The sequence below is a fragment of the Acidobacteriaceae bacterium genome (genome assembly GCA_035944135.1).
In the GTDB taxonomy this organism is placed as follows: Bacteria; Acidobacteriota; Terriglobia; order Terriglobales; family Acidobacteriaceae; genus Granulicella.
In genome coordinates this window covers 161,730-186,604 of sequence record DASZBM010000001.1, presented here as the reverse complement: position 1 = coordinate 186,604, position 24,875 = coordinate 161,730, and the positions used below count along the sequence as shown (strand labels likewise).

Genomic DNA, 24,875 nt, shown 5'->3' with positions numbered 1-24,875 from the left:
AAGCGTATTAGATCGAATGAACGGAGGCGTGGGCTTGTTTTCAAGGCATCGGCGCATTGGGGTGCATATTGCTTGCGTCTGTCTTGTGCTTGCAGCGCAAACGTTGTGGGCTGCGGAATATCACGGACGGGTGCGTTATGGCGGCGTGCCGGTTCCCGGAGCGACGGTGACCCTGACGCAGGGAGCCGACGAGTTGTCCACCGTTACGGACTCGCAGGGTGTGTACGAATTTCCGAAGATTGCCGAGGGGAGTTGGAAGATCAGCATTGAGCTGCGTGGGTTCGCGCCCATGCGCGGCTCGGTGACAATTGGGCCCACGAATGACCAGGGCGAGTGGACGCTCCAGATGCTGGGCCTGAAGGACTTGCTGTCGATGGCGCAAACGCAGCCGGCCACATCCAGTCCATTGAAGGTCCACGACAAGGAACAGCAGAAGCAGAGCGCAAAGAACGAGAAGCCGGAAGAGCCCACGCCGCAGGCGGCTCAGCCGAATGATGATGAGGAACGCGCGGCGGCCGGGATGTTGATCAATGGCAGTGAGAGCAATGCGGCCACATCGCAGTACTCGTTGTCCCCGGCGATCGGCAATCATCGCCCGGGAACGAAGGCGTTATACAACGGGAGTCTTGGGGCGTTTGCTGAGAACTCGATCTTTGACGCGAAGCCGTATTCGCTCACCGGACTTGTGCTGCCAAAGGATAGCTACAACCGCATTACGATGGTGGCAACCTTCGGCGGGCCGATACGCATTCCGCCGCTTTTCTATCACGGCCCTAATTTTTTCATTGCTTATCAATGGACACGCAATGGCAGCGCGAGCACCGGCACGGGCCTGGTGCCAACTGCAGCAGAGCGCAACGGCGATTTGAGTGGTCTAACAAATGCGCAAGGTCAACCGCTCACGATCTACGATCCGGGAACCGGCCAGCCGATTCCCGGCAACAACCTGGCCAACGCAACGGTGCCCATTTCGCCGCAGGCAAAGGCGCTGCTCGGGAATCTCAACGGGGGTCCGGCGCTGTATCCGCTGCCCAATCTCGAGGGAAGCACCCGGTACAACTACGAGACGTCTTTATTGAGCGACACGCATCAGGATGCTCTGCAGTCGCGCTTGGATAAGACGGTCAGTCATCGGGATTCGCTGTATGGCGGCTTCGGCTTTCAGAGTGTTCGCTCGAATAGTCAAAACCTGTTTGGCTTCGTTGACAGAACAGACACGCTTGGCCTGGACACCAACATCAATTGGCAGCATCGTTTTGAGCGGCAGATCTTCACGACTCTGGGCTATCACTTCACGCGACTTCGCACTCAGCTGCTGCCGTATTTCGCGTACGTGACCGACATATCAGGCAATGCGGGAATTACGGGGAACGATCAGGACCCGAGTGAATGGGGACCGCCGTCTCTCACGTTCTCCAGCGGGATTGCCGTCCTGACGGATGGAAACAGCGAGTTCAACCGAAATCGCACGGATCAGGGTCTGCTGCGGATCTCAACGACGCGCGGGCGGCACAACATTCTTGCGGGCGGCGATCTGCGGAGGCAGGAATATAACCTGCTGCAGCAGCAGAACCCGCGCGGGAGCTTCACATTCACCGGCGCGGCGACATCTGCCGACGGAACAGCGTCGACGACGAGTGGGTCGGACCTGGCCGATTTTCTACTGGGTTTTCCGGACACTAGTGCGCTGGCGTACGGGAACGCAGACAAGTATTTAAGGCAGACAGTGTCTGACCTTTATGTGAATGACGACTGGCGGGTGCGGCCGGAGCTCACAATCGATGCAGGCCTGCGATGGGAGTATGGTGCGCCAATTACGGAGTTAAAGGGCCGACTGGTGAATCTGGATATAGCGCCCGGCTTCACGGCGGCTGCGCCGGTTTTGGCCAGTGCACCGAAGGGCCCGCTGACCGGTGAAAAGTATCCCAGTTCGCTGATTCACGGAGATCTGCACGGATTGGAGCCGCGCGTGGCGCTGTCATGGCGGCCGATTCCTGCTTCGACGCTCGTAGTCCGCGCAGGTTATGGCATTTATGACGATACGTCGATCTATGTTGCGGCGGCGGAGAGCATGTCACAGCAGGCACCACTGTCGAACAGTCTTAATGTGAAGCGAAGTGCGACGTGTCCGCTCACCCTGGCGGACGGATTTCTGAATTGCCCGGGAACGACCCCTGAGAACTTCGCGGTGGATCCGAACCTGAGGGTCGGTTACTCACAGATCTGGCAACTGTCTGCGCAGCGCGATCTACCGGGCGCCCTTGTGATGACGGCCACGTACCTGGGCACAAAAGGCACGCACGGAACGCAGGAGTTCTTGCCGAATACGTATCCGATCGGAGCCACCAATCCATGTCCGCAATGTCCGGTGGGCTTCATCTACCGGACTTCGGGAGGCAATCTGGAGCGAAACGCTGCAGAGCTGCAACTGCGGCGAAGGCTGAGGGCGGGATTGACGGCAACGCTCGACTATACCTTCTCGAAATCTGTAGATGATGACGCACAGGTGGGTGGGCAGGGCCACACGGTGGCGAACTCGGCGACGGCGATCTCGACAAGCAGCGCTTCGACAGGTCCCACAAGCACACCGATCGTGGCGCAAAACTGGTTGGATCCCCGCGCAGAGCGAAGTCTTTCAAGCTTCGATCAACGCCACCTTCTGGACGTTATTCTGCAGTACACGACGGGTATGGGAAAAGGCGGCGGCACATTGATGAGCGGCTGGCGGGGCCGAGCGTTCAAAGAATGGACCGTATTGGCACAGATAAATGCAGGCTCCGGTCTTCCGGAGACGCCGGTGTATTTCGAAACAGTTCCCGGCACCGGTTTTAGCAACACCATTCGCCCTGATCGCACGAGCGCACCGTTGTATACCGCCGCTGATGGATACTTCCTTAATAGCGCGGCATACGCTGCGCCAGTGAGCGGACAGTGGGGAAACGCGGGGCGGAATTCCATTCGCGGTCCCGCGACGTTCACGATGAATGCCGCGCTCGCACGCACTCTGCGAATCCGTGGGAACTATAGCCTCGATCTGCGGCTCGAGTCGGACAACGTGTTGAACCGCGCAACATTCACGGCCTGGAACACGATCACGAACAGTACGACCTTTGGTTTGCCGGCCTCTGTCAACGCCATGAGGACTGTCCAGCTTAACGGGAGGTTCCGGTTCTGATGAACTGCCGTCGACCTTTGCGGTTTGTTATGTGGAGCGGTCTGATGCTCGCCGCGCCGGCGCTATTCGCGCAGCAGATTGGGAGCAATTCGGCGCAGAGCGACAACAACGGGACGTACAAGCTGAGCGTTACATCTCAGCTCGTTGTCGAGACCGTAGTTGCGAAAGACAAGCAGGATCATTTCATCAATGGCTTGTCGGCAAAAGACTTCTCGATCACGGAGGACGGTGTGCCGCAGAAGATCCGGTTCTGCGAGCACGAGGTTTTACCGACCGACTCAGAAGCACTGCCTCCGATGCAGGATGAGGACGAAAACATCACCATCTACCATCGGCTGACGCGGACCTCTATCGCTCCGGAGGACACGCAGCGAGATACGGGCAAGAGCCGGTATCAGGGTCGCAGACTGATTGTTCTGTACTTCGACATGACGACGATGCCGCCGGAGGACCAACTGCGGGCAATCACCGCCGCAGAGACTTTCATCCGCAAGCAAATGACAGCGGCCGATCTGATTTCTATCATGCGGTATCAGGGTGGTTCTGTGGATGTGCTCCAGGACTTTTCTGCCGATCGCAATCGGCTGTTGAGCATCCTCCAGACAATGCTGGTCGGGGAAGGACAGGGTTCCCAAGACTCGATCGATGACGCCAGCAGCGCAGACACGGGTGCGGCGTTTGGTCAGGACGACAGCGAATTTAATGTCTTCAACAATGACCGGCAGCTCTCAGCTTTGCAGACTGCGGCGCAGATGCTCGCAGGCATGAATGAGAAGAAGTCGTTGATCTACTTTGCCAGTGGGTTGCGTTTGCATGGCATCGACAATCAGGCACAACTGCACGCGACCGTCGATGCAGCGATCCGTGCAGGCGTGACCTTCTGGGCCGTGGACGCGCGTGGTCTTGTGGCGAGTGCGCCGCTCGGCGACGCGACACAGGGTTCCCCGGGCGGCCAGGCGATGTATACAGGTGCGTCGGTGCAGGCAGTGAACAACAATTTTGCGCAATCGCAGGACACGCTATATTCGCTTGCGTCAGATACCGGAGGAAAGGCGCTCCTGGATAACAACGACCTGACGCGTGGAATCACGCAGGCTCAACGCGCAGTTACTGACTATTACGTAATCGGCTATTACACAACGAATACTGCGCAGAACGGGCACTTTAGGAAGATAAAGCTAATGCTCAATAGCGGTACGCCTGCTTCGCTGGATTACCGGCAGGGGTATTACGCGAATAAGGAATTTGCGCACTTCAACGAAACAGACAAGGAGAGGCAGCTTGAGGACGCCCTGATGTTAGGTGATCCCGTCACCGACCTCACTGTTTCGATGGAGATCAACTATTTTCAGCTGAATCGAGCAGAGTATTACGTGCCCCTCGTAGTAAAGATTCCCGGACGCGAACTCGCGCTCGCGAAGAAGATGGGATCCGAGCACACGCTGATCGACTTCGTCTGCGAGATCAAAGACGATTTCGGCGGTACGACGGTGAGCAACATCCGCGACAGTGTCAACATCAAGCTGAGTGACCAGACGGCCGCCCAGCTGGCGCACCAGCCAATTGAGTATGACGCTGGCGTAACGCTTCTGCCAGGACATTACACGATTAAATTCCTCGCGCGTGACGATGAAACCGGGCGTATAGGAACGTTCCAGACATCGTTCTACATCCCGAACCTTAATAAAGTGACCGCGCAGATCCCTATCAGCTCAGTTGTGTTGAGCAGCCAGCGCTTAAACATGGACGATGCGTTGTACAACACAGTCCGAGGGAAGCAGGCGGCCAAGAATGATGCGGCGAATCCACTCGTGCAGGACGGCCAAAAGCTTGTTCCCAGCGTCACGCGAGTATTCAAAGCGGATAAAGACCTCTATGTATTCCTGCAGGCATATGCAGCGCAAGCAGAAAAAACTGCTTCAGTGCCAGCGCAGACCGAGCCGCTCGTTGGCTACGTGAGTCTGTATTCGGAGGGACAGCTTGCCTTCTCATCCAAGCTGCTTGCTGCTACTCCACTATCGAATACTCGTTTGGGAGTGACCCCGTTTATGTTCACGCTGCCACTCGGGACGCTGAAAGCAGGGAACTATAGGTGCCAGGTTACGCTGCTGGATGCCGAACAGCACCGCGTTGCATTCTGGCAAGGTCCTCTGCGAGTTATTCCATGAAAATCGCTGCGACGCGACTTCCTTACTTCCGCCTCTTCCGAGATCAACGGCCCTCGCGGAGTGCATGCGTCGTGTTTGAGCGGCGAGTTCGTGTGAGCAGGAACAGCCCTGCGGCGGACACCAATCCAGCGGCTGCAAAGATAGGCAGGGCAGGAATGCCGTGCTTAGGCTCGGTGTGACCGTCTTCGATGTAGCCGCGCCTTGGGCGCGGAGCGGACGGCCGCATGGCCATCTGCAGGACCTCGGCAAGGTGCATGGCGCGACGTGAAGTTCCGTGCGAGATCTGCTGACGGCAACTGAACCCGTCGGCGACGATGACGGTATCCCGGTCCGCGGAGCGCACGTCAGGCAACAGCACGCGCTCGCCGATTTTCATAGAGATGTCATAGTGCTCGGTCTCATAGCCAAAGGAACCCGCGAGACCGCAGCACCCGGAATCCACCACTTGCGGCTGAAGTCCGGCTTCCCGAAGCAATCGTTCTTCAGGAGCCATGCTCCAGAGAGCCTTGTGGTGACAGTGACCGTGAACGATTGCTTTACGACCAACCAGTTGCTGGTTGCGTTGTGCAGGCCGGTAACCCACGCTCTCGAGAAAGTCGGAGAATAGAACGACCTGCTTGCGCAGTTTCTGCGCGGCCTCGTCATGCGGGAAAAGATTAGTCAGCTCGTCGTGAAAGACGGACGCACAGCTAGGCTCAAGGCAGACGATGGGTACACCGGAGGCGATCTCTCGAGAGAGAGCATCAAGTACCGTGCGCAGGTAGATCTTCGCATCGTCGAGCATCCCGAAGTCGTAAAGAGGGCGGCCACAACAGAGATTTTGTTTGTGCACGTGCACTCGAAATCCAGCGTCTTCAAGCACCTCGACGCCGGCGCTCGCGGTGTGGGGAAAGAGAAAGTTATTGAACGTATCTGCCCAGAGGATGACGTCGCCGCGGATGTTCATCGGGCTGCTGTCGTTTGAATCTCGATCGAAGAACCAATTTTTGAACGTGCGAGGAGGAAACGCGGGAAGCTTGCGATGCGGCGTTATTCCACCCAGCGTTCGCACGACGGACGCGAGCCCAGGTGTCTGTGTGGCCAGATTTGCAAGCGCCGGCGAAACCGACGCGAGCTGTGCCCATTTGTCGATGAAGCCCATCGTGTAGGCAGAAGGTGGACGCGTACGGCCCTCATAATAATGTGCGAGGAACTCGGCCTTGTATGTCGCCACATCGACGCTGACTGGACACTCCCCTTTACAGCCTTTGCATGCGAGACAAAGATCGAGCGCATCTTTAATATGCGGATCGCGCCAACCGTCGTCGATCACCTCGCCACGGAGCATCTCGAACAGCATGCGCGCCCGCCCGCGCGTCGAATGCTGCTCTTCGCGTGTTACCTGAAAACTCGGGCACATCGTTCCGGCGTCGATCTTGCGGCATTTGCCCACGCCGAAGCAGCGCTCCGTAGCCGCGGCCATGCTGCCGTGATCGTCCGGGAACTGAAAGATGGTAAGCACGGGATTCGGCTTGTAGTCGGGGCCAGTCCGCAGGTTCGAATCCAGGGGATAGGGATCGACCAGCTTGCCTGGGTTCATTTTTCCTGACGGATCCCAGATGGTCTTGAACTCACGGAAGGCATTCACAAGGCGGTCGCCGAACATGATCGGCAGGAGTTCCGCGCGCGATTGGCCATCACCATGTTCGCCCGAGAGCGAGCCGCCGTAGTCCGTAACGAGATGTGCGGCTTCGGTCACGAACCGGCGATACTTAGCGACACCCTCCGTCGACTTCAGGTCGAAGTCCATGCGGGCATGAATGCAGCCTTGGCCGAAGTGGCCATAAATCACGGAGTAGTACCCATAGTGTTTGCACAGGTCGACGAAATCACGAAGATAGTTGCCTAGCTTTGCCGGCGGCACAGCCGCGTCTTCCCACCCAGGCCACGTTTCAAGCCCTTTGCCAGGCACACGTGTCGCGCCGAGCCCCCGCTCGCGGACGTCCATCGCATCATACTGATCTTTCTTTTTGGTGAGCAGGTTGAGGCCGAGGTGATCGCGATCGTGAGACTCGACCCACTTTCTTGCCTTCTCACCCAAGGCAAGAACCTTGCTCTCACTATCGGCGCCAAACTCCACCAGCAGCCATGCGCCTCCATTGGGGAAGTGTTGCAAGCCGGGCAGTGGCTTGCCTTTGAATTCCTCATTTTCAATCACGTGGCGCTCGAAGCCTTCGATTGCAATCGGAGCCAGCTCGGCGATCTTGGAAGCATGGCCGCCTGCGGTAGCGACATCCGGGTAAGCGATAACGAGCAGAACGCGGTGTTGTGGGCTATGGATCAGTTTGGTCTTCGCGCGAAGAACGAGGACACACGTGCCTTCAGTTCCTACGAGAGCGCGTGCGATATGAAAGCCATTCTCTGGCAGAAGATAATCAAGGTTATAGCCCGAAACGCGGCGCGGGATTTTCGGAAATTTTCTCCGAACCTCATCCGCATACGTGTCGCGCAATGTGCGAAGCCTCTGATAGATCTCCGCGGTACGACCGCCTGCCTGCAGGGTCTTCTTGAAGTCACGATCGCTCGTGGCGCCTACCGTGAAACGCAGTCCATCGTATGTGAGAAGGTCGAGCTCCTCGATGTTCTCGGATGTCTTTCCACCCAATACCGAATGCGCGCCGCAAGAGTTATTCCCGATCATGCCGCCGATCGTGCAGTACTGATGCGTCGCAGGGTCAGGCGCAAACGTGAGGCCGTGTTTCTCGGCTGCATTACGCAGGTGATCGTTGATCAGTCCGGGCTCCACCCACGCGTAACGCTGCCTCGGATTGAGCTCGATCAGACGATTGAGGTACTTGGAGAAATCGATGACTACCGCAACATTGCATGTTTGACCAGCGAGGCTCGTTCCTGCTCCGCGACCTAGAATTGGAACGCCATATTCACGGCATACGGCCACAGTCGCGATCACGTCGTCAATGGTTCTCGGAATGACTGCGCCGATCGGCACCTGCCGGTAGTGCGAGAGATCGGACGCGTAGATGGCGCGCGAACCAGGATCGAAACGAACCTCGGCTTCGGTTCGTCTGCCAAGTTGCCGGGCCATATCCTCGGAGAGAGATGAAGAGACTTCAACGGAAACAGCCGGCATCGGCACCTCCATTCTTCGGTCTGGATTTGGCGGTGGAACCTAAACTGCGGAGGGAAAGGTTTCCGGTACCTCACCCTCGTGCCATGGAACCGTTGTCTCGAGCGGGATGAGAGCAAGCGTCCGGTCTATATGGATGACCGCATCAAATTGTTCCGGCACCCGAGCCTCGAAGTAGTGGCTTACCCGCTCTGTCTCCGGCCGGTAGATCACACCGATTGCGCGCTCCAGTAATGGTTTTGAGAGCACGTTGCGTATAGCCTCCCCCCGCAAAGGCAGGAGGAAGTCGCCGAGCCCCGTTTGGTGGAACAGCGATTCGATACTGTTAGGCAGCGCCCGCCGAATGATCATCCGTTGCGCGGGCTCATCCCAGGTCGACGCTGCCGTGACTTCGCCGGAGTATGTGGTGAACCCAAGCAGGAAGGATGCATTGGGGTACCGCTCGCGCACAAGTTGACCCAGGTTGAGCTCGCCGATTCGCCCCATCTCCGTCGCTCTCGCGTCGCCAAGGTGGGAGTTGTGGGCCCACACGACCACCTTCGAATGAGGGCCGAGATGAGCCAGCAGCCGATCCAGCGTTTCTGCCATGTGACGGTCGCGCAGATTCCAGGAGCTCACGCGCCCACCAAACATCGTCCGGTAATAGCGCTCTGCGTCTCGAACGACCTCGGCATTCTCGCGGGCAGAGAAAAACTGATTCGCGAGTTCACCGCTCCCGGCTATGGACGAACTTTTGCGCCGCATTTCAAGCAGTTGTTCGACCACCCCTTGCTCGCAGCTCTCAGTAAGCTCATATCCCGCGGAATAGCCATAAGCCTGGGAATCCTCGCCGAACTGGTCAAAGCAGCTATAGCGAAAGCGAGCGCGCGCAGCAGCTTCGGGGTCGTTACGATCGAGAAAGCGGAGGACCTCCTGAATGGAGCCATAGAGGCTGTAAAGATCGAGACCGAAGAAGCCTACAGACGCTGCGAGACGTTGATTGTGGCCTCGGAGCCACTCCAAAAACGCAAGCACGTCCATGTTGCGCCACATCCACGCGGGGAAGCGGCGAAATCCGCTGAGTGCCTCGAAGGCTTGATCTGTTTGCTGCTCATTTCCCACTTGCGCCGTGACGAAGCGGTTGACCCGGTACGCGTCAGGCCAATCGCCCTCGACAGCAACAGCGTTGAAGCCCTTCTCCTCGATGAGCCGACGCGTGATTCGCGCGCGCTCACGGTAAAAGTCGTGCGTGCCATGTGAGGCTTCGCCAATCAGAACAACCCGGGCATCGCCGATCGCTGCAAGCAACGGATCATATTGAGTCGGGTTGATGAAGGAAAGGGGCTGCGCGCTGCGGGCGATCTGCGAGAGCGCCTGGCTGGTGTTAAACGCCGATCCCATCGCTCCCCCTGGTTATGGGATGACGATGAGCGGCTGAAGTGTTGTCGACTTACAAGTTAGGCGGTAGCAAGCACGCAGTTGCGTCCCGCAGCCTTGGCTTGATAAAGCGCCATATCGGCGCGCTCCATCATGGTGTGCACGTTATCATCGACGCCGCGGTACGTCGCGATGCCGACGCTGGCCGTAACGCTGATCATCTGAACGCGCTCGCCATTGCGAATGCCGCTGCCGGGCAGCAGAATCCGCTCAATATTGCGACGGACACGCTGAGCGACAAGCAGGGCGGCATCGGCCGCGGCACCGGGAAGCAGCACGGCGAATTCCTCGCCGCCCCACCGGCCCAGCACATCGATGCCACGAACAGAATCCTGCATCTTTTCCACAACCGCGCACAGCGCCTGGTCGCCCGCCTGATGCCCGAAGCAGTCGTTGATCTGCTTGAAATGGTCGAGATCGACCATGAGGACCGAAAACGGTGTTCCCGTTCGCTGTCCCCGTGTCAGCTCTTTCTCCGCCCACATCAGGAAGACGCGCCGATTGTAGATGCGGGTAAGCGGATCGGTGCTGGCCATCTGCTCGAGCCCCGTGGTGAGCATCGCAGTGGTCATCCAGAAGAAGCCGAACGCGATACCCAGCGCCACCGCGACAAAGAGCCCGAACGTAAACGTCTCTTCTTTGTAAAACATCTCCGGTCGCGAAAGCAGACCGAGTCCGACGGCCAGCACGCGCACCACATTATAGAAAGCGAAGGCCAACAGCAGGGCAGCGCTAAATAATGCGGAGGTGCGGATCGCTCGCCGTGCGACCCCGATCAGGGTGAAAGCTGTGTGGCCGCAGACCACTGCAATCAGGAGTCCCGCCAGGACTATTCGTGAGCCGGACGGCCCAAAGCCGACCGGTGAATACATTAACGTGAGGTCTGCCGCCGCCTGCAATACAAGAAGCGCGACGCCAAACGTCGGAAACAAGGAAGAACTTTCCGATAGTTCCAGCACTGCGGTATGCAGCAGCACGAAGGAACCAAGAATCAGAACATCTGCCAGCGCCACCGTAGTAACGCGAGGCAAACTGCCATGGAGCGCCAGAAGGAGTGCGCCGGCTGCGCCTGAGGCGAAGCAGCCGCCCAGCCACCCCACACCCCGTAGCAGGGGATTGCTCAGGCGTACGATAACGAGTCCCACGCTGCCGCAGGCCAGGAAGATTGCACCGAGAAGAAGAATGACTCGAATCGCCATGGGTTTGTGCAAATCCGGAATTCAGAAGGGAAGTATCAGAATTGTGACCCCTGAACCGATCTTCTGAATGCCGAGTTTGATCTAGGTTGGTTATCGGCAATTCGAGCGAAAAACGCCACCACACAGAAGTGGTAGGCCGTTCCTCCCGGTTGCGCGGCTTACGTGCTCTGGGGGTATCTGTCCGAAATCGATTGACTACCTTATATTCAATAACTTAGACACCCTCTTAGACTCGATTCAAACCCGTAAGAGCTATCGCTTTCCTTGGTTACTTTAGGCGCTACCTCGTGGTTTCACGAAGGGGTCGCGTTGGGCACCAACAGGGCACCAATGGGAGGTCTGCTCTGCAACCAGCGTGAATTTTCGATCATAGGTAATGGTTCTAAGGTATTATGCAGAACACTTGACAATCTTGCGTGTCTATGGTTCCAAGTTGAGGTCGCGTCATGGCTTCGAGTAGACGGGAATTCTTTAGAGACCTTCTCTTCACCGGATCACTGGGCGGTTTGCTGAGCGCTCGCCCTGGTATTGCCGAGAGTCTAGTCAGTGCGCTGAACGAAAACGACGATGTCCCCCCTACGGGTGAACACGATTCGAAGAGCTTCTGGTCGAGCTTCGTCGCGCAGGCTGAAGAGCCTTCAACCGGTGTACACAGCCGCGGTTTATTTGGTTCGCATAAAGAGGCGACGGGCGCGGCTGACGTAAACCGTCAGATTGACTGGCTTCACTACGATCCGGACCAGGGGCTTCGCTATGCCTCGGCCGTCGATCCCAGCGAGCTGGCGGAGTATCCCGAAGATACGGACATGACCGCGAGCGTGAACGTTGGCGGTTTCCGCATGGCGGGCGAGGACCAGCAGAAGTTCGAGAAGTTGCAGTCCGCACAGTTGCGTATCGATGTCTTGCAGCGCAAATCTCTGCTGAATCTACTGGACCCGATGGCATGGACATGCCTCGCCGCGCTCTATCCCGACAAGGCCGGCAGTCTACCGCCGCTGCAGAATCTCAGCTTCGACCCTGGAAGCGCCTGGGACAAGATGCAGAAGATCATTCTTCCCGGCGGCTCAGGTCAACTCGCGGTGAACGTATCGATGGCGCATCGTGAATCGGCGTTCGTAGTGCTCCTGAAGAATATAAACAGCGAAATTGGCCGGTTCGCACCGATTCTTGGACTGCCTGCGATCAGCACAACGGCGCTGAGTTCATTCTGCACCTTGTACGGAGCGCTCGAACAGCGGACGACCTTTCTGCTGAACGGATTTCCGCAGCAGGCATATACAACTCGCGGCGCCCGTGCATCGGCAAACACCACCGCCGGCCTGAATCTTGTGCCGGGTGACTATGTGCTTCTGCCGCACGCGTATGCCTCGCAGCTCGAGCCCTACTTCCAGAAGGTCGAACTGCGGCAGGGGTTTCTTGTTCCGAAGGGATCGAGTGCGAACTCGTCGATCTACGACCTTGCCGGCAAATTCACGCCGGATGTCACCTACGTGACGGCGAACCTGAAGCTGTCTCCAGTCTCGGAGGCGAGTGACACGCCATCCGGCGGTGGCTCCAAGGGCGGCAGCGGGGGCGGCGGTGGCAAATCCTCGAAGGGTTCCGGAAGCAGCGGGAGTAGCGCCAGCAAGAGTTCCGGAGCAACGAAGAAGAGTTGATGATCCACCCGTGATGAGCGGGCTGCGATTGTGAGACCGTCAGAAGTGGCAGAGCAGAAGCAGATAAAAGAGGCTCGTGCGTCGATGGGCCCATGGAGAGGGGTTATGAGCAACACTCGTGCAATTCGGAAAGTGATCACGCTGACGGGAGCCACAGCTTTATTGCTGCCTCTGGCAGTCTCGGGTCAGAATTTCGGCTCGGCGCTATCCCTTACACGTAAGAAGATTGTGCTCGAACGAAAGCTTCCGCCCACCGGGCATATTGAGGGAACAGGAATCAAGGTTGTGGTAAACGGTGTGGGTGTCCCGGGCGATATCTCAACGACGTTAGGCACGACCCTGGAAGACATTCTCCTGCGAAACGATCCTCGGCTGCGCAGCGAGGACGTACATCCTGACACGATCATCACCTGCACGATCACGAGTTATGCGCAACCGGCTCCCACGCGCACGCAGCAATCGACGGTTTCGCTGGATAAGAAGAAGCCCGCGCAGCCGCAATATGAGGAGCGCATGACGGGGACACTCACAGTCGGTTTCAAAGCGGCCTCGCGCAGCGGTCATTCGCTCGCGGCTGACAATGTGAAGGCCAACTACGATCGCGAGTTCAGCGTTGCTGCGAATGGCAGCACGAACACGGGATTTACTAGCAGCCTTCTTCACTCCGTTACGAGCCATACATCGAAGAGCAACAACGAGGATCAGCCGCCAACACCACTCGAACTACGCGATCAGCTGATTAAGGATGCGGCCATCCAGATCGCTTCTAATCTCGTCAACACGAACGAGCAGGTTACCGTGAATCTCGCGCGCGGCGCCGGCCTGGATGAACCTGTAAAGCTGATGGAGAACAAGCTCTATTCGCGGGCGCTGGAAGGGCTGGAGACAATGCCGCCATTCTCCTCTCCTGAGGAGGACGCCTATCGGCTCTATGACATCGGCGTCGCAAACGAGGCGCTCGCCTACTCCAGCGAAGACGTGAACAAGGCGAGAACTTTCTTACAGCAGGCAGCGATCAACTACGGTAAGGCTATCGACGCCAAGCCGACCGAGAAGAATTTCCTCGAGCCACAGAACCGCATTGATACAGCGCTCGCCCATTACAAATCTTTGAGTGAGCAGTCGAAGATGCCGGCCATGGAAACTGCATCAGCGCGCAGTACGCCTGGACGCACCGTCAGCGACACTTCGACAACTCATGGGGCCGCGGATCCATCCGGTGACTCCATGACCAACGATCAGGTAATCGAGATGGTCGCTGCACACATTGATGAAGCCAATATCATCGACAACATCCAGCATGCCCCGGATGTGCACTTCGATCTCTCCGTGCAAGGCCAGGTTTATCTTTCGCAGCACGGCGTCAATGGCCGTCTTCTTTCAGCAATGAAGGCGCGAGAACGTGGTGGACCGTCCGGAGCCCATCGCGCCTCGCGCTGATGCAGGATTTCTAACTTCACTTGGAGCATCGGGTCGTGCGTAGAGTCACCTGGGTCCTGGCTTTCCTGAGCGCGAGCGTGCCGTGTGCATCGATGCACGCGCAGGCGCGCTGCGGTGCAGGCAAGGACCTCGTTGTGCAGGCATTGGAGCGCGTACAGGCCGATAGCGGAGCGGATCAACTGGAGGACGCGGATCAGCTACTGAAGCGTGCGATCGAGCTCTGCAGCGACCTTGGTGAGGCGTGGTACTACCGGTCACTCGTTGAAGCCAAACTCGGGCATGCGCAGATTGCCAGCTATGCCATGCGCCAGGCGCAGCTCTTCCCGTCCGACGCGCTCTCACAGCGTCTGACTCCGTTCGTACTCGCCACGCCGCGCGCTCGCGGGCTGGAAACTCCTGCACCCGGTCAGCCTGCGAAACCCTCCGGCGCACCACCGCAGAAATGGGCGCTCGTCGTTGGCATCGCGTCGTTTCAGGACAAGGTGATCCCTCCGCTCAGTTACACGGCGAACGACGCGAAGAGTTTTGCTGATGTCCTGTTGAGTCCGCAGTACGGCCAATTCAAGCAGGAGAACGTTCACGTTCTTGTGAACGAAGAGGCGACAACCCGCCACATCAAGGAGCAACTGAATTGGCTGGCCCGCAGCGCAGGGCCCGATGACCTTGTGGTGGTCTACATCGCAGCACACGGATCCCCGCGCGAGGTAGACACCGCTGGCGTGAGCTACATCATCACCAACGACACCGATATCGGAACAGACATAAACAATCCTGACGTGGACAGTCTCTATGCCACTGCATTACCGATGGTTGACGTCGCAAATGCCGTTGCGACCCGCGTACGCGCTGAGCGTACGGCGATCTTTCTCGACACCTGCTATAGCGGGAACGCGACAGATAAGAAATTGATGCTGCCGGGTCTCGCCTCCGGATCAATCTCATCTGCAACGCTCGATCACATCAAGCAGGGCAGCGGCCGCATGATCTTCACCGCAAGCGGCGTCAATGAGGAGTCGCTGGAGAGCGATGCCATCAAGCATGGCTATTTCACTTACTACCTGGTGCAGGCGCTCGAACAACAAAACGGAGCCATACCGTTGTCACAGGCATTCGCATACGTGCAGCAGCACGTGCATATGCGGGCGCAGACGGAAGCGCATGCGGAGCAGAACCCCGTGCTGAGCCGCAGCGAAGATACCACAGACTTCTCACTCGGAATCCAGCCCGCACACGCCAACCTCGAACGCACCCACGCGCCCGCGTCAGCCGAGTAGGCCACGCGACGGGAGCGCACCTGATCAATGCGCTCCTCACGATCAGATCAGTTGTGCGATTAGGCCCAATTGCGGCCCGGTACTACCACTGCAGAAGAACGAGCTCCGAGCAGAACGCCGGCCCCATAGCTGCCAATACGCTGTGTTCGCCCGGTTTTCCCGGCTTGTGAAGCAGGTAGTCTTCCATGATCGAAAGCACGGAAGCCGATGACAGATTGCCGACTTCGCGCAGGCTCGTCCATGAGGATTCAAGTGCACCTGGAGCAAGATCGAGACTCTTCTCCATCGCTTCCAGCACCTTTGGGCCCCCGCTGTGGAAGATGAAGCTGCAGATCTCTTTCACCGTAAGATCATTGTCGGCGAGAAACTCATCCACGTTAGAGCGCAGGTACTTATTTACCAGGTCAGGAATTTCAGAAGACAGCACAACGTTGAAGCCGTTATCCCTGAACTTCCACCCAACGAGGTGCTCGGTCCCCGGATAGAGCGTGGAACGTGTATCGAGCACACGCGGGCAGGGACTGTCCGTCTCTGAACGCGGCTTCGATGCATGAGGCGTTGCGTCTCCGGCTAGAACCACAGCGGCCGCGCCGTCCCCGAACAGGCCTGACGCCACCAGGTTGCCGATCGATTCATCCGTCTCCTGCCATGTGAGTGAGCAGAGCTCAACGGCCAGGAGAAGCGCATACTGTTTCGGATATGCGCGCACATAGTCCGCTGCGCGCGAAATCCCTGCAGCTCCCGCGACACAGCCCAGCCCAAAGATGGGCGTGCGCTTGATGTTCGTGGGAAAGTTCATCAGGTTCGTGAGCCGCGCATCGATACTCGGTGTCGCCAGCCCAGTCGTAGAACAGAAGAAGATCGCGGAGATATCTGACGGCTTCAAACCCGCGCGGTCCAGAGCGGTCGTAACCGCCTGCTGACCCAGCTTGAGTGCTCCTTCGATCCACGCGTCATTCGACGCGCCGAATCCAGAGAAGCGACCAAGGCTGTCTATCGGGAACATCAGGTGACGGAACTCCACCCCGCAGTTCGAATGCAGGCGGTCCATCAAACGTGTTTCATTCGATTCAGTGGACTTGTTTTTGCGGAAAGTCTTCAGCGCCTCTGTGATGACCGACTGAGGATACCGATAAGGAGGATACGCCGTGGCTACGGATGCAATTCGCATTTCATGAACGACCTCTCATGGAGATGGGGTGCTGATCAACAAACTCAGCCAATGCCATCTGGCAGGAGTACAGCAAACCTGTTCATCGAATGCTGAGTGACGGGGGCACGCAGCACAGACAGGATAGGCCCGGTGGGCAACGGTTTCGAGTATAAGGCCCAATCTGCTGTGGAACGGGGGACCTTAGTTGTTATCCGGTTCGCTATGGTTGTATCCGGTTTTCTTTTGGACGTGCTGTTCTCAATTTCGTAATCCGACTTACAGTCTATCTCGGGAATCTTTTTAGATCCCTCACGCTGAGCTGTAAATCATTGATCTCCCGCAAACTTCGAAGTCCCGCTGATCCGTGCACAAGCCACTACTCAGGTGGATCTCCATGAGGCTCAATAACTTCATCTCGGTAGTACGCGTCGCGCCAGCTTAGTTCCTTATTCATCCAATGAATACGCATGTCCAAAACTACTGGAAATCGATGTAGTTAGCTGCGGGATGCGATGCACATTTCCACCGCTCGTGGATTCAAGAGACCATCCCATGACACCGAAGCTCTTGCAACAATTCTTGTTGATAACACGAAAACTAAATCTCCCCAGCCGATCGCTCGGGCACGCGCACCTGCGACAAAAATGGCGCCAGCGTCATTTGCAAGCCCGCTGGCGCCAAGGGTTCTTTCGATCTTCAGAAGGTGAATTTTCCGCTGATCTGTAACTGACGCGACGACCCGCCGTCACTTGTCGCGAAGCGGGTTGCCGTAATCTGCCCGAACGCAGCCGACTGCACATTGCCGGTCGGCTGACCGAAGTTCGGGTGGTTCAGGATGTCGAACGCGTCAGCGCGCAGGGTGAACGCTACCCGTTCCGTGATCCGCGTCTCCTTCTCGCCCGACATGTCCCAGTCCGCAAAACCCGGTCCGGTACCGTAGTTGCGCTGGATATTGCCCAATCCCGGATAGGTGGTTTGGGTGGCCGCCAGCGGTCCTGTCGCGGATGGCTGTGTTCCCACAACCTGTAGAAGGCAAGCTGGGGTGTAGTTCGTCAGATCGCAAATCGATCCGCCATAGGTTTGTCCCCCGGGGACGTTGAAGTACTGAATGTACGACTGCCCCGGAACCTGCACCCTGCTGCGCCCGAACTTACCCAGCAGATTCGGCCGAATGTTGCCGGCGATCCCGTTATAGCCGTCGGTCGAAGCCAGAATATTCACCGGGTTCCCGGTCTGGTACTGGAAGATTCCTTCCAACCGGAAGCCCTCCACGAACCGGTTGCGTTTGAACGGCAGCGCGTAGATCGCCGTGCCAGCGAAGTGATTCCGCACGTCAAAGTCCGACAGACCATAATTCAAGGCCGGATTATTGGCGTCTTCGAGCCCTCCGTTAGCTGTAAGTGTCCCTTGTGAGCCGAGTGAGTTGATGTCCATCGACTTCGCCCACTCGTAGTTCGTATTGAACTGGAAGCCATGGGCGAAGCTCTTGTTCAATGTCACCCACATTGAGTTGTAGTTCGAGTAGCCGATGCTGTTTCGCTCGTTTATGTTGGAGGCGATTGAGGCGCCTCTAGCGATCGGACTCGTTGAAGCGAGCGTAGTGTACGGACGCGGGCTGGGGCTGCTCGGCGGTCCGGAGGCCTGGTTGAAGTTCGTGTTGATCAGCAGATGGTGACCCGTCGATCCGTAGTACCCGATCGTGCCGACCATCGCCCAGGGCAACGCTTGCTGGATGTTCAAATTGAAGTCTTCTACGTACGCATTGCGGAAGTGCGGATTGACATACCCAAGCGCGAACCCTGACGCGCCCGCCGCCGCCGCGTAGATGTTGCTCAGAGGCTGTGGGTTCGCGCTGTTGTTGTAGGAAACCGCAGTGGTGAATGGCGGATTAGCGGTCAGAACAGTTACCGTGCCGGCCACCGGCTGATCCACCAGCAAACCGTACGCTCCACGCACAACAGTTTTCTGGTTATGGAAGACGTCATACGAGAAACCCAGCCGTGGCTCCAGGTTGTAGTTCTGCTTGTAGGCGCCGTCAGCGGGAATGCCGTTCGTGCCCGCCTGGACCAGTGTTGAAGTAGCCGGCTGGAAGATCGAAATACGATTTTCGCCTTCAACCGGTGTGCCGTTCCACTCAAACCGCAGTCCGTACTCGAACATCAGCTGCGGCGTCACGTTGTAATGGTCCTGAACAAACGCCCCCGCGGCATCCGCGTAGACGCGGTAGTCGATGATGTTCGGCTGAATGGCGAAGACCGGCGTCACGGCCACGCCGTTATAGCCAACTCCCGCCAGATTCGCGGACGTCAGGCTCATGCTGCCGATGTTGCCCGTGAAGCTGTACAGCAGATAGCGACGGAACTCGCCGCCCCAGTTGATCTGGTGATTGCCCTTGAGCATCGTGACTGTGTCTGCGAGCACACCCGTCGTCGTGTCGCGGCCCTGCGGGAAGCCCGACGGTCCACCGAACGTGAAGCTATCGTCCGTGATCGTGATCTGCGGAAGCCCGACCGGGCCGCTCAATCCATCGCCCAGGCCCACGCTCGTCGGATCAATTGTGTTCGCCGGATTGAATGAGATCGAGATCCGATTGAAGCCGAGACGCGCCTCGTTCGTGATCTTTGGAGAGAAGATGTGCACGTACTGCAGCGTGCCGATCTGCCGGTGCGCGGCGCGGTGGTCACCCCATCCCGGTAGCGTATCGCCCTGCAGCGCGGGCTCGGTGCGTACGTCCTTCTGGAACGCGTAGAACCCGTGCAACGTGTCGTAGTCGCCGATCTTCTGCAGCACATCACCCGTGTACTGGTCGATCTGCACCGGTCCCGGTGTGAAGGAGACGTACGTCGAGCCGCTGTTCGGCTGCGGAATCAGCGCCGCAATTTTGGCTCCAACAGTGCCCGGAATAAAGGCGGCGCGCTGTGCTGACGTAAAGACATTGCTGTTTTGCAGAATGCCCTGGTGCTGCCGCAATCCCTCATAGCTGAAGTAGAAGAATGTGTGATTGCGGAAGATCGGGCCGCCTAGATCGCCGCCGAAGTTATTGCGCTTCAGCGGTGCCTTCGCTCCCGTGCCGAAGGGCAATGGAACCAGGGTCGCCGGGTTATAGTTCCGGTTGAAATAATTACGCGCGTCCAGCGCCTCATTGCGGAAGTAGTCGAACGCCTCGCCGTGGAACTGGTTGGTTCCCGACTTCGTTGCCACCGTCACGATCGATCCATCGCTGCGCCCGTACTCCGCGCTGAACGTCTGGTTGATGATCCTGAACTCGCTTGTCGTTGCGATCGACGGTTGAAACGTAATCTGGTTCTGGCTGATGTCGTTTAGATTGATGCCGTTGATCTGGAAGTTCACCGAGTCTTCGCGATTGCCCCCCGTAATAAACGAGTTCGCTCCCAGTCCGCGGCTCGTTGCCGTCAGGCTGCCGTTCGTCGGCGCCACCACTCCGCCCGGCGTCAGCACCGTCAGATCGAGAAAGTGCCGCCCATTTAGCGGAAGGTCCTGAACCTGACGATTGTCGATCACCTCGCCGACCGTGATCGTCTGCGTCTCAATCTGGTTCTGCGCCTCGCCTTCTACCTGCACGGTCTCGCCCGTTGACGCGATCGCAAGTTTCAAATTCAGCGTGACCGAGCTGGCGACATTCAGCGTCACCTTGGGCACCGTGTCATTGGCGAATCCAGTTGCCGAAGCCCGCACCGAGTAGTCACCCGGCTCGAGCGAAGGCACCGCGTAGAGACCCGACGCGTCCGTATCAACGTTGCGGTCCGCTCCGGTGCCGAGAGAATGAACAACGACGTGCGCATTGGGAACTGCGGCTCCTGTCGGATCGGTTACGGTTCCTGAGAGAGCTGCTGTGGACTGGCCAAAGGCCGCAACGGTGGTTGCGGCAAAAAATACTGCGAGTATCTGTAACTTATGTTTCATTTGGTCCTCCGGTGGATACACGACTTTTCGCGTGCTTTGTGGAGTCGTCGCGAAGCGACGTTAGGGTAAGCGGTGATAGTCGAACTATAGACCAATTCCGCCGCATGTCTGACAGGAATTAACAACAGCTCGTCACAATTCCCACACCACACCCCAGGCTTTCGGTCCGGTGAAATACCGGTAAACTGGCTGAAAGTATCGCTCTTAACGTGCGGGCATCCATTCACCAGATCAGAAAATGACACGATCGTTACGAGCAGATGACAATTCTTGCAGGTTCAAAGTTGAACCCGAACCTGATCGCCGGTCTCGAAAGAAGCAGCTTCAGCACGCGCAAGTGATCTCATAGAACGAGTGCGTGAAGTATAGGCTGGCGGCTACGATTCGATGCCAGCGATTGCTGTGGAACTCGATCGCCGGGGAATCTGTGCGCCACGCGGCGGTCGTTGGTCCTCTACTCAGATACAGCGGGTCGTCCGGCTTGCTGAAAAGATTGATTCAGATGGTGTGTCTTGATAGTCGCTCAATTTAACCAATAGCCTTCTCTGGCACAGATTGCGTTGTCCGCAGATGGCAGAAGATCAAAAGCAGCAACCCACACACCGCGAACGCCAGTCCGACCAGTTCTGCCTCCGTGTATCCGAACGCGACTATCGGATTCAGCGACCAGTGTTCCGTCACAAATCTAGCGAGCCCGGTTAGCATAAGCCACTGCGCGAAGATCGATCCCGATGGCTTTCGAGCGTACACATCAGGGCGTCCCTGTGGCCACAGCCACGCAAAGATCGCCAGCTCAAACATTGAAATGTAGAGCATGGTGGGGTGGCGAAGGCCCGCTGCTGGAACAAGGCCGTGACTGAAGTCAACACCCCAGGGCACGCGTGTCACCGGACCATAGTCGCCATCGCCGGCAAGAAAACATCCGATGCGCCCGATCGCCAGCCCCAGGCTGAGAAAAGCAATCGAATCGAAGCCCTCCAGGAGGCCTACGTCGTAGTAGCGCGCCAGCCCGACGCCAGCAACCATCGCGGTCACTACGCCGCCGAACCATGTGAATCCGGATTTGGAAAGGAGATCTGCTTGCGACGTGCCATGTGCGAGCAGTGACGAAATCAAGACGCTGTCGAGCTTGCTTCCGATGACACCCGAGCCAAGCAGAACCGCACCTGCGGTTAGCACCGAAACCCGAAGGCTACGCCGCTTGAAATCAAGGTGAGCCGCAATCATGGCGCCGATCGTTCCGAGACCCACCAACAGGCCGAACGAGTAGACGCGTACGCCGAAGATATCGAAGAACGGATACATTGGTGCTCTTCTAAAGGAGGTGCTGGGAATGCCGAATAGGCCATTCCCAGCCCGGTTAGTCCGCCATTACTGGTTGTACTGGAAGGTGACCCCGACCGCCGGCGAACTCGCAGGAGTCGTCGGCGTAAGCGTCAAATTCACGTATGACGATTTGGTGCCGCCGTTCGACTGCAAGCATCCACTCGACGTCGTCGCGATCGTCACCAGCAGCACCACCACCGCAAACAGCTTCGCGGCCTGCCGGCGCCGCCCACGCGGAACAAACAGCAGCCCGAGCATGCATGCCGCCAGCGTCGCCGATCCCCGCTCGCCATAGCTCTTCCATGGCAACCCGGGCTTCTTCAGCGCCGCCGATCCACCCGGCGTGATCTTTGCCGTCACCGTAACCGATCCAACCGCCGGCAGAACGATCTGCGTAATCGCACTGCCCGACTTGTCATAGAACGCAATGTTCGCGCCCGATGCCGGTCCCGACGCACCCAGGTTCAGCGTGCCCGTCCAGCTATTCACCGCCGCCACCGTGATGGTCACCGTGTCCGGCACACTGCCGTTCAGCGTCGGGAAGTTGCTCGATGAATCCATCGGTCCACCCGTCGCCGTGGCATTCTCCATGTCGCTCGCGACAATCTGGAACGCCGGCGTAGTCGTCGTCGCCGTGGCCGTCACGGCCAGCGTGGCTGACGTCACCCCCTGGAAGTTCGCGTCTCCCTGATAGCTCGCCACCAGGCTGTAGCTTCCCGTCAGCGGGAAAATCCCCGCAATCGTTCCGCCATTCGCGCTGAACGCCGTCGCCGCGCTCACCGTGCCCAGCGTTAGCGTGGTCGAGTTCGGCCCAACCGCGCTCAGCGTCACGTTTCCGCTCGGTGTATACGTCGTCATCGCATTCGCCGGCAGCGACAACTGCACTACGTAGTTGTGCGTGCTTCCTACGTTCGCTGTTGTCGGTCCCGTCAGCGCCAAGTTCAGCGGTTGAAGACCCGCTGACACCGTCACCGTGAACGCATTGCCGCTCGTCGACGTGAAGTTCGCGTCGCCGCTGTACGTCGCCGCAATCACATAGGTCCCTGCCGTCGTGAACGTCGTCGTAACCGTCGCTCCATTCGCACTGAAGGCACTCGCCGCAGAAACCGTTCCCAGCGAAGTGAAATTGCCGCCCATGTTCGCCGAGACCGCAATTGTTCCTGTAGGCGTGTTCGTCGTTGTGACCCCCGAAGGCAGGCTCAGCTTGATCGTGTATGTCTGCTGCACGTTCGTCATTGCCGACGCGTTGCCGGAGATGTTAAGGCTGAGACCAACCGCCGCCGGCGCTATCGTTACCGCCAGCGGACTCGACGCTCCAACCGAAAAGTTCGAATCCCCCGCATACGACGCCACAACATTCCATGTCCCCGCGCTCGGGAACGTTCCGCTGACCGTCGCTCCATTCGGGCTGTACGCGCTCGACGCACTCACTGTGCCCAGCGTCACCGTGTTGCTTCCGTTCGTCGCCGTCACCGTAATGTTGCCGCTCGGCATCTCCGTCGTCGTGGAGTTCGCCGGAAGCGACAGCGTCACATTGAACGTCTGCGCCACGCCCACAGTTCCCGTACTCGCTCCCGTAACCGCAAGGTTCACCGAGGTCGTGCTCGACGCGCTCGGCGTGATGATAAACACGTTCCCGTCGTTGGTCGCCACGTAGCTCTTGCCCGTAACCTGGTTCGTCGCGAACGCCGTCACCTCTGTGCCCGGGTCGCCCATCGCGCTCCCGTCCAGCAGCGTTACCGGAATCCCCGCCGTCCCCAGGCCCGCAAGCGGAACCGCATAGGCCACGATCCCCTGCCTGCCCGGGTTGTTGTACTCGTACGTGACGTCCGGCGTTACCTCGAACACCGCACCCGCCTTGTCGTTCAAGATGATCTGCGTCTGCGGCGATCCCGCCGCCTTCGTCTTCGAGGTATCCGCCACTACCGTCTCATTCGGCGAAGCCGGCGTCTGGTAGTTGTAGCTCAGCAGCTCCTGTGTCGTGTTGTCCGTCAGCTCCACCTGCACATAGATCAGCCCTGTCTTCGCGCTGTACCCTCCACCGCTGACGAGCGCAAATCCCTCGTTGCTGTTGATCACCACCGGGTTGTCGTTGTCGGCGGTATAGAAGCTGCCGTTCACCTTGCTCAAATCAATCAGCTCGATGATCGTCTTCCCGCCAATACTCTGCGAGCTCGGGATGATCGCCAGCCGCGTCGTCGTCGACGTCGACGACGTCGGCACGATGAACGCGTTCGCGATCGTCATAAACGCCTGCGAGTACACCTGCGACACAGCCTTCGCCGACGGGTCGTACACATACAGCCCCTGGCCGTAGATGGCCAGCTTGCCCGTCGAGGGATCGACCACCATACCGCTGAACGGCCCCGTCGTATTCGCCAGCGAGTAGTTCGTCGAGGTCAGCGCCGGGAACTTTGTCGTATCAATAACCGTCAGCGTCACGCCGCCCGAGGAACCCCCGGCGTCCGAAAGCGCGTACACCAGGTGATGCATCGAATCCACCGTCACTAGCGCATTCCAATTCGCGCCGTTCATCAGGTCCACGACATTGGTAGCCGCGCAGCTCGTGGTGCCCAAACCCACCACCCCGCCATCCGGCGCCGTGGCCGTATCCTGCCCCAGCAGGTACAGAGCCTGGTTCGGTGAATCTGGCGCGATGGCATTCATCACCGCAGACGAACTCGTCGATGTCCCCAGCGCAACCCCGCTCGGCGCAGGGCAGGTGGTCGTGACCCTATTCGAGGAGCCGTCAATGGCGCTCGCCGAAAAGTCACTGTTCAGTGAATAAACCGCACCGGAATTGGTATCTGCAACCAGGGCGACCGAAGGCTTTGGTAATGTTACGGAGCTGATATTTGCCTGACCTGAGGCCGAAATGCAGGCGACTAGGCCCGAAACAGCCAGGAACAGGGAAGAGACGCGACGAAGGAAGGAAACGGGCATGGGAAGGCTCATGGAACCTCAAAGGAAGTCAGCCTGTGGTGGGGCTCACCGTTAAAACGCAGCGTGACCCGCAGA

13 protein-coding genes are annotated in these 24,875 nt (G+C 58.3%); 6 read left to right on the top strand and 7 right to left on the bottom strand.

From position 1 onward, the window contains the following. Positions 1-85: 85 nt before the first annotated feature. Both VGU25_00655 and VGU25_00650 read left to right on the top strand, forming a co-directional pair. On the top strand, positions 86-3,175 hold the full coding sequence (locus VGU25_00655) for a carboxypeptidase regulatory-like domain-containing protein (GenBank protein ID HEV2575691.1): 3,090 nt from the start codon (positions 86-88) through the stop codon (positions 3,173-3,175). Next, a complete protein-coding gene (locus tag VGU25_00650; protein HEV2575690.1) occupies positions 3,175-5,343 on the top strand; it encodes a VWA domain-containing protein in 2,169 nt (722 codons plus the stop codon). Before VGU25_00655 ends, VGU25_00650 begins: the two co-directional genes overlap by 1 nt. A 43-nt stretch (positions 5,344-5,386) precedes the next feature. On the opposite strand, the gene VGU25_00645 is transcribed toward VGU25_00650, so the two are convergent. From VGU25_00645 to VGU25_00635, 3 genes are read right to left on the bottom strand one after another with little or no spacing between them, the layout of a single operon-like run. Continuing rightward, on the bottom strand, positions 5,387-8,473 hold the full coding sequence (locus VGU25_00645; GenBank protein HEV2575689.1) for an FAD-linked oxidase C-terminal domain-containing protein: 3,087 nt from the start codon (positions 8,471-8,473) through the stop codon (positions 5,387-5,389). 39 nt (positions 8,474-8,512) lie between these two features. After that, the gene (locus VGU25_00640) at positions 8,513-9,850 is read right to left on the bottom strand and encodes an erythromycin esterase family protein (protein ID HEV2575688.1); all 1,338 of its coding nucleotides are present in this window, start codon (positions 9,848-9,850) and stop codon (positions 8,513-8,515) included. Positions 9,851-9,906: 56 nt separating this feature from the next. Beyond that, the gene (locus VGU25_00635; protein HEV2575687.1) at positions 9,907-11,097 is read right to left on the bottom strand and encodes a GGDEF domain-containing protein; all 1,191 of its coding nucleotides are present in this window, start codon (positions 11,095-11,097) and stop codon (positions 9,907-9,909) included. A 434-nt stretch (positions 11,098-11,531) separates the two neighbouring features. Between VGU25_00635 and VGU25_00630 the strand changes: the two genes are divergently transcribed. From VGU25_00630 to VGU25_00620, 3 genes are all read left to right on the top strand, one after another. Further along, positions 11,532-12,740: a hypothetical protein gene (locus tag VGU25_00630; GenBank protein HEV2575686.1), complete on the top strand. Its 1,209-nt coding sequence runs from the start codon at positions 11,532-11,534 to the stop codon at positions 12,738-12,740. A gap of 105 nt (positions 12,741-12,845) precedes the next feature. After that, entirely contained in the window at positions 12,846-14,180 is a 1,335-nt protein-coding gene (locus VGU25_00625) for a hypothetical protein (GenBank protein ID HEV2575685.1), read from the top strand. Between the two features lie 35 nt (positions 14,181-14,215). Beyond that, the gene (locus VGU25_00620; protein ID HEV2575684.1) at positions 14,216-15,454 is read left to right on the top strand and encodes a caspase family protein; all 1,239 of its coding nucleotides are present in this window, start codon (positions 14,216-14,218) and stop codon (positions 15,452-15,454) included. 82 nt (positions 15,455-15,536) lie between these two features. Here the strand turns inward: VGU25_00620 and VGU25_00615 are convergent, their stop codons facing one another. The 4 genes from VGU25_00615 to VGU25_00600 form a co-directional block, all read right to left on the bottom strand. Beyond that, the gene (locus VGU25_00615) at positions 15,537-16,625 is read right to left on the bottom strand and encodes a 3-oxoacyl-[acyl-carrier-protein] synthase III C-terminal domain-containing protein (GenBank protein HEV2575683.1); all 1,089 of its coding nucleotides are present in this window, start codon (positions 16,623-16,625) and stop codon (positions 15,537-15,539) included. A gap of 678 nt (positions 16,626-17,303) precedes the next feature. Continuing rightward, positions 17,304-20,531 carry a carboxypeptidase regulatory-like domain-containing protein gene (locus tag VGU25_00610; GenBank protein HEV2575682.1) on the bottom strand — a complete coding sequence of 1,076 codons (3,228 nt, stop codon included), beginning with the start codon at positions 20,529-20,531 and terminating at the stop codon, positions 17,304-17,306. Positions 20,532-21,059: 528 nt separating this feature from the next. Then, entirely contained in the window at positions 21,060-21,836 is a 777-nt protein-coding gene (locus tag VGU25_00605) for a prolipoprotein diacylglyceryl transferase family protein (protein HEV2575681.1), read from the bottom strand. A 66-nt stretch (positions 21,837-21,902) separates the two neighbouring features. Then, positions 21,903-24,524: an Ig-like domain-containing protein gene (locus VGU25_00600; protein HEV2575680.1), complete on the bottom strand. Its 2,622-nt coding sequence runs from the start codon at positions 24,522-24,524 to the stop codon at positions 21,903-21,905. Here VGU25_00600 and VGU25_00595 point away from each other — a divergent pair. After that, positions 24,514-24,645, top strand: coding sequence for a hypothetical protein (locus VGU25_00595; GenBank protein ID HEV2575679.1), 132 nt, complete (start codon positions 24,514-24,516; stop codon positions 24,643-24,645). The genes VGU25_00600 and VGU25_00595 overlap by 11 nt on opposite strands. Positions 24,646-24,875: the final 230 nt, after the last annotated feature.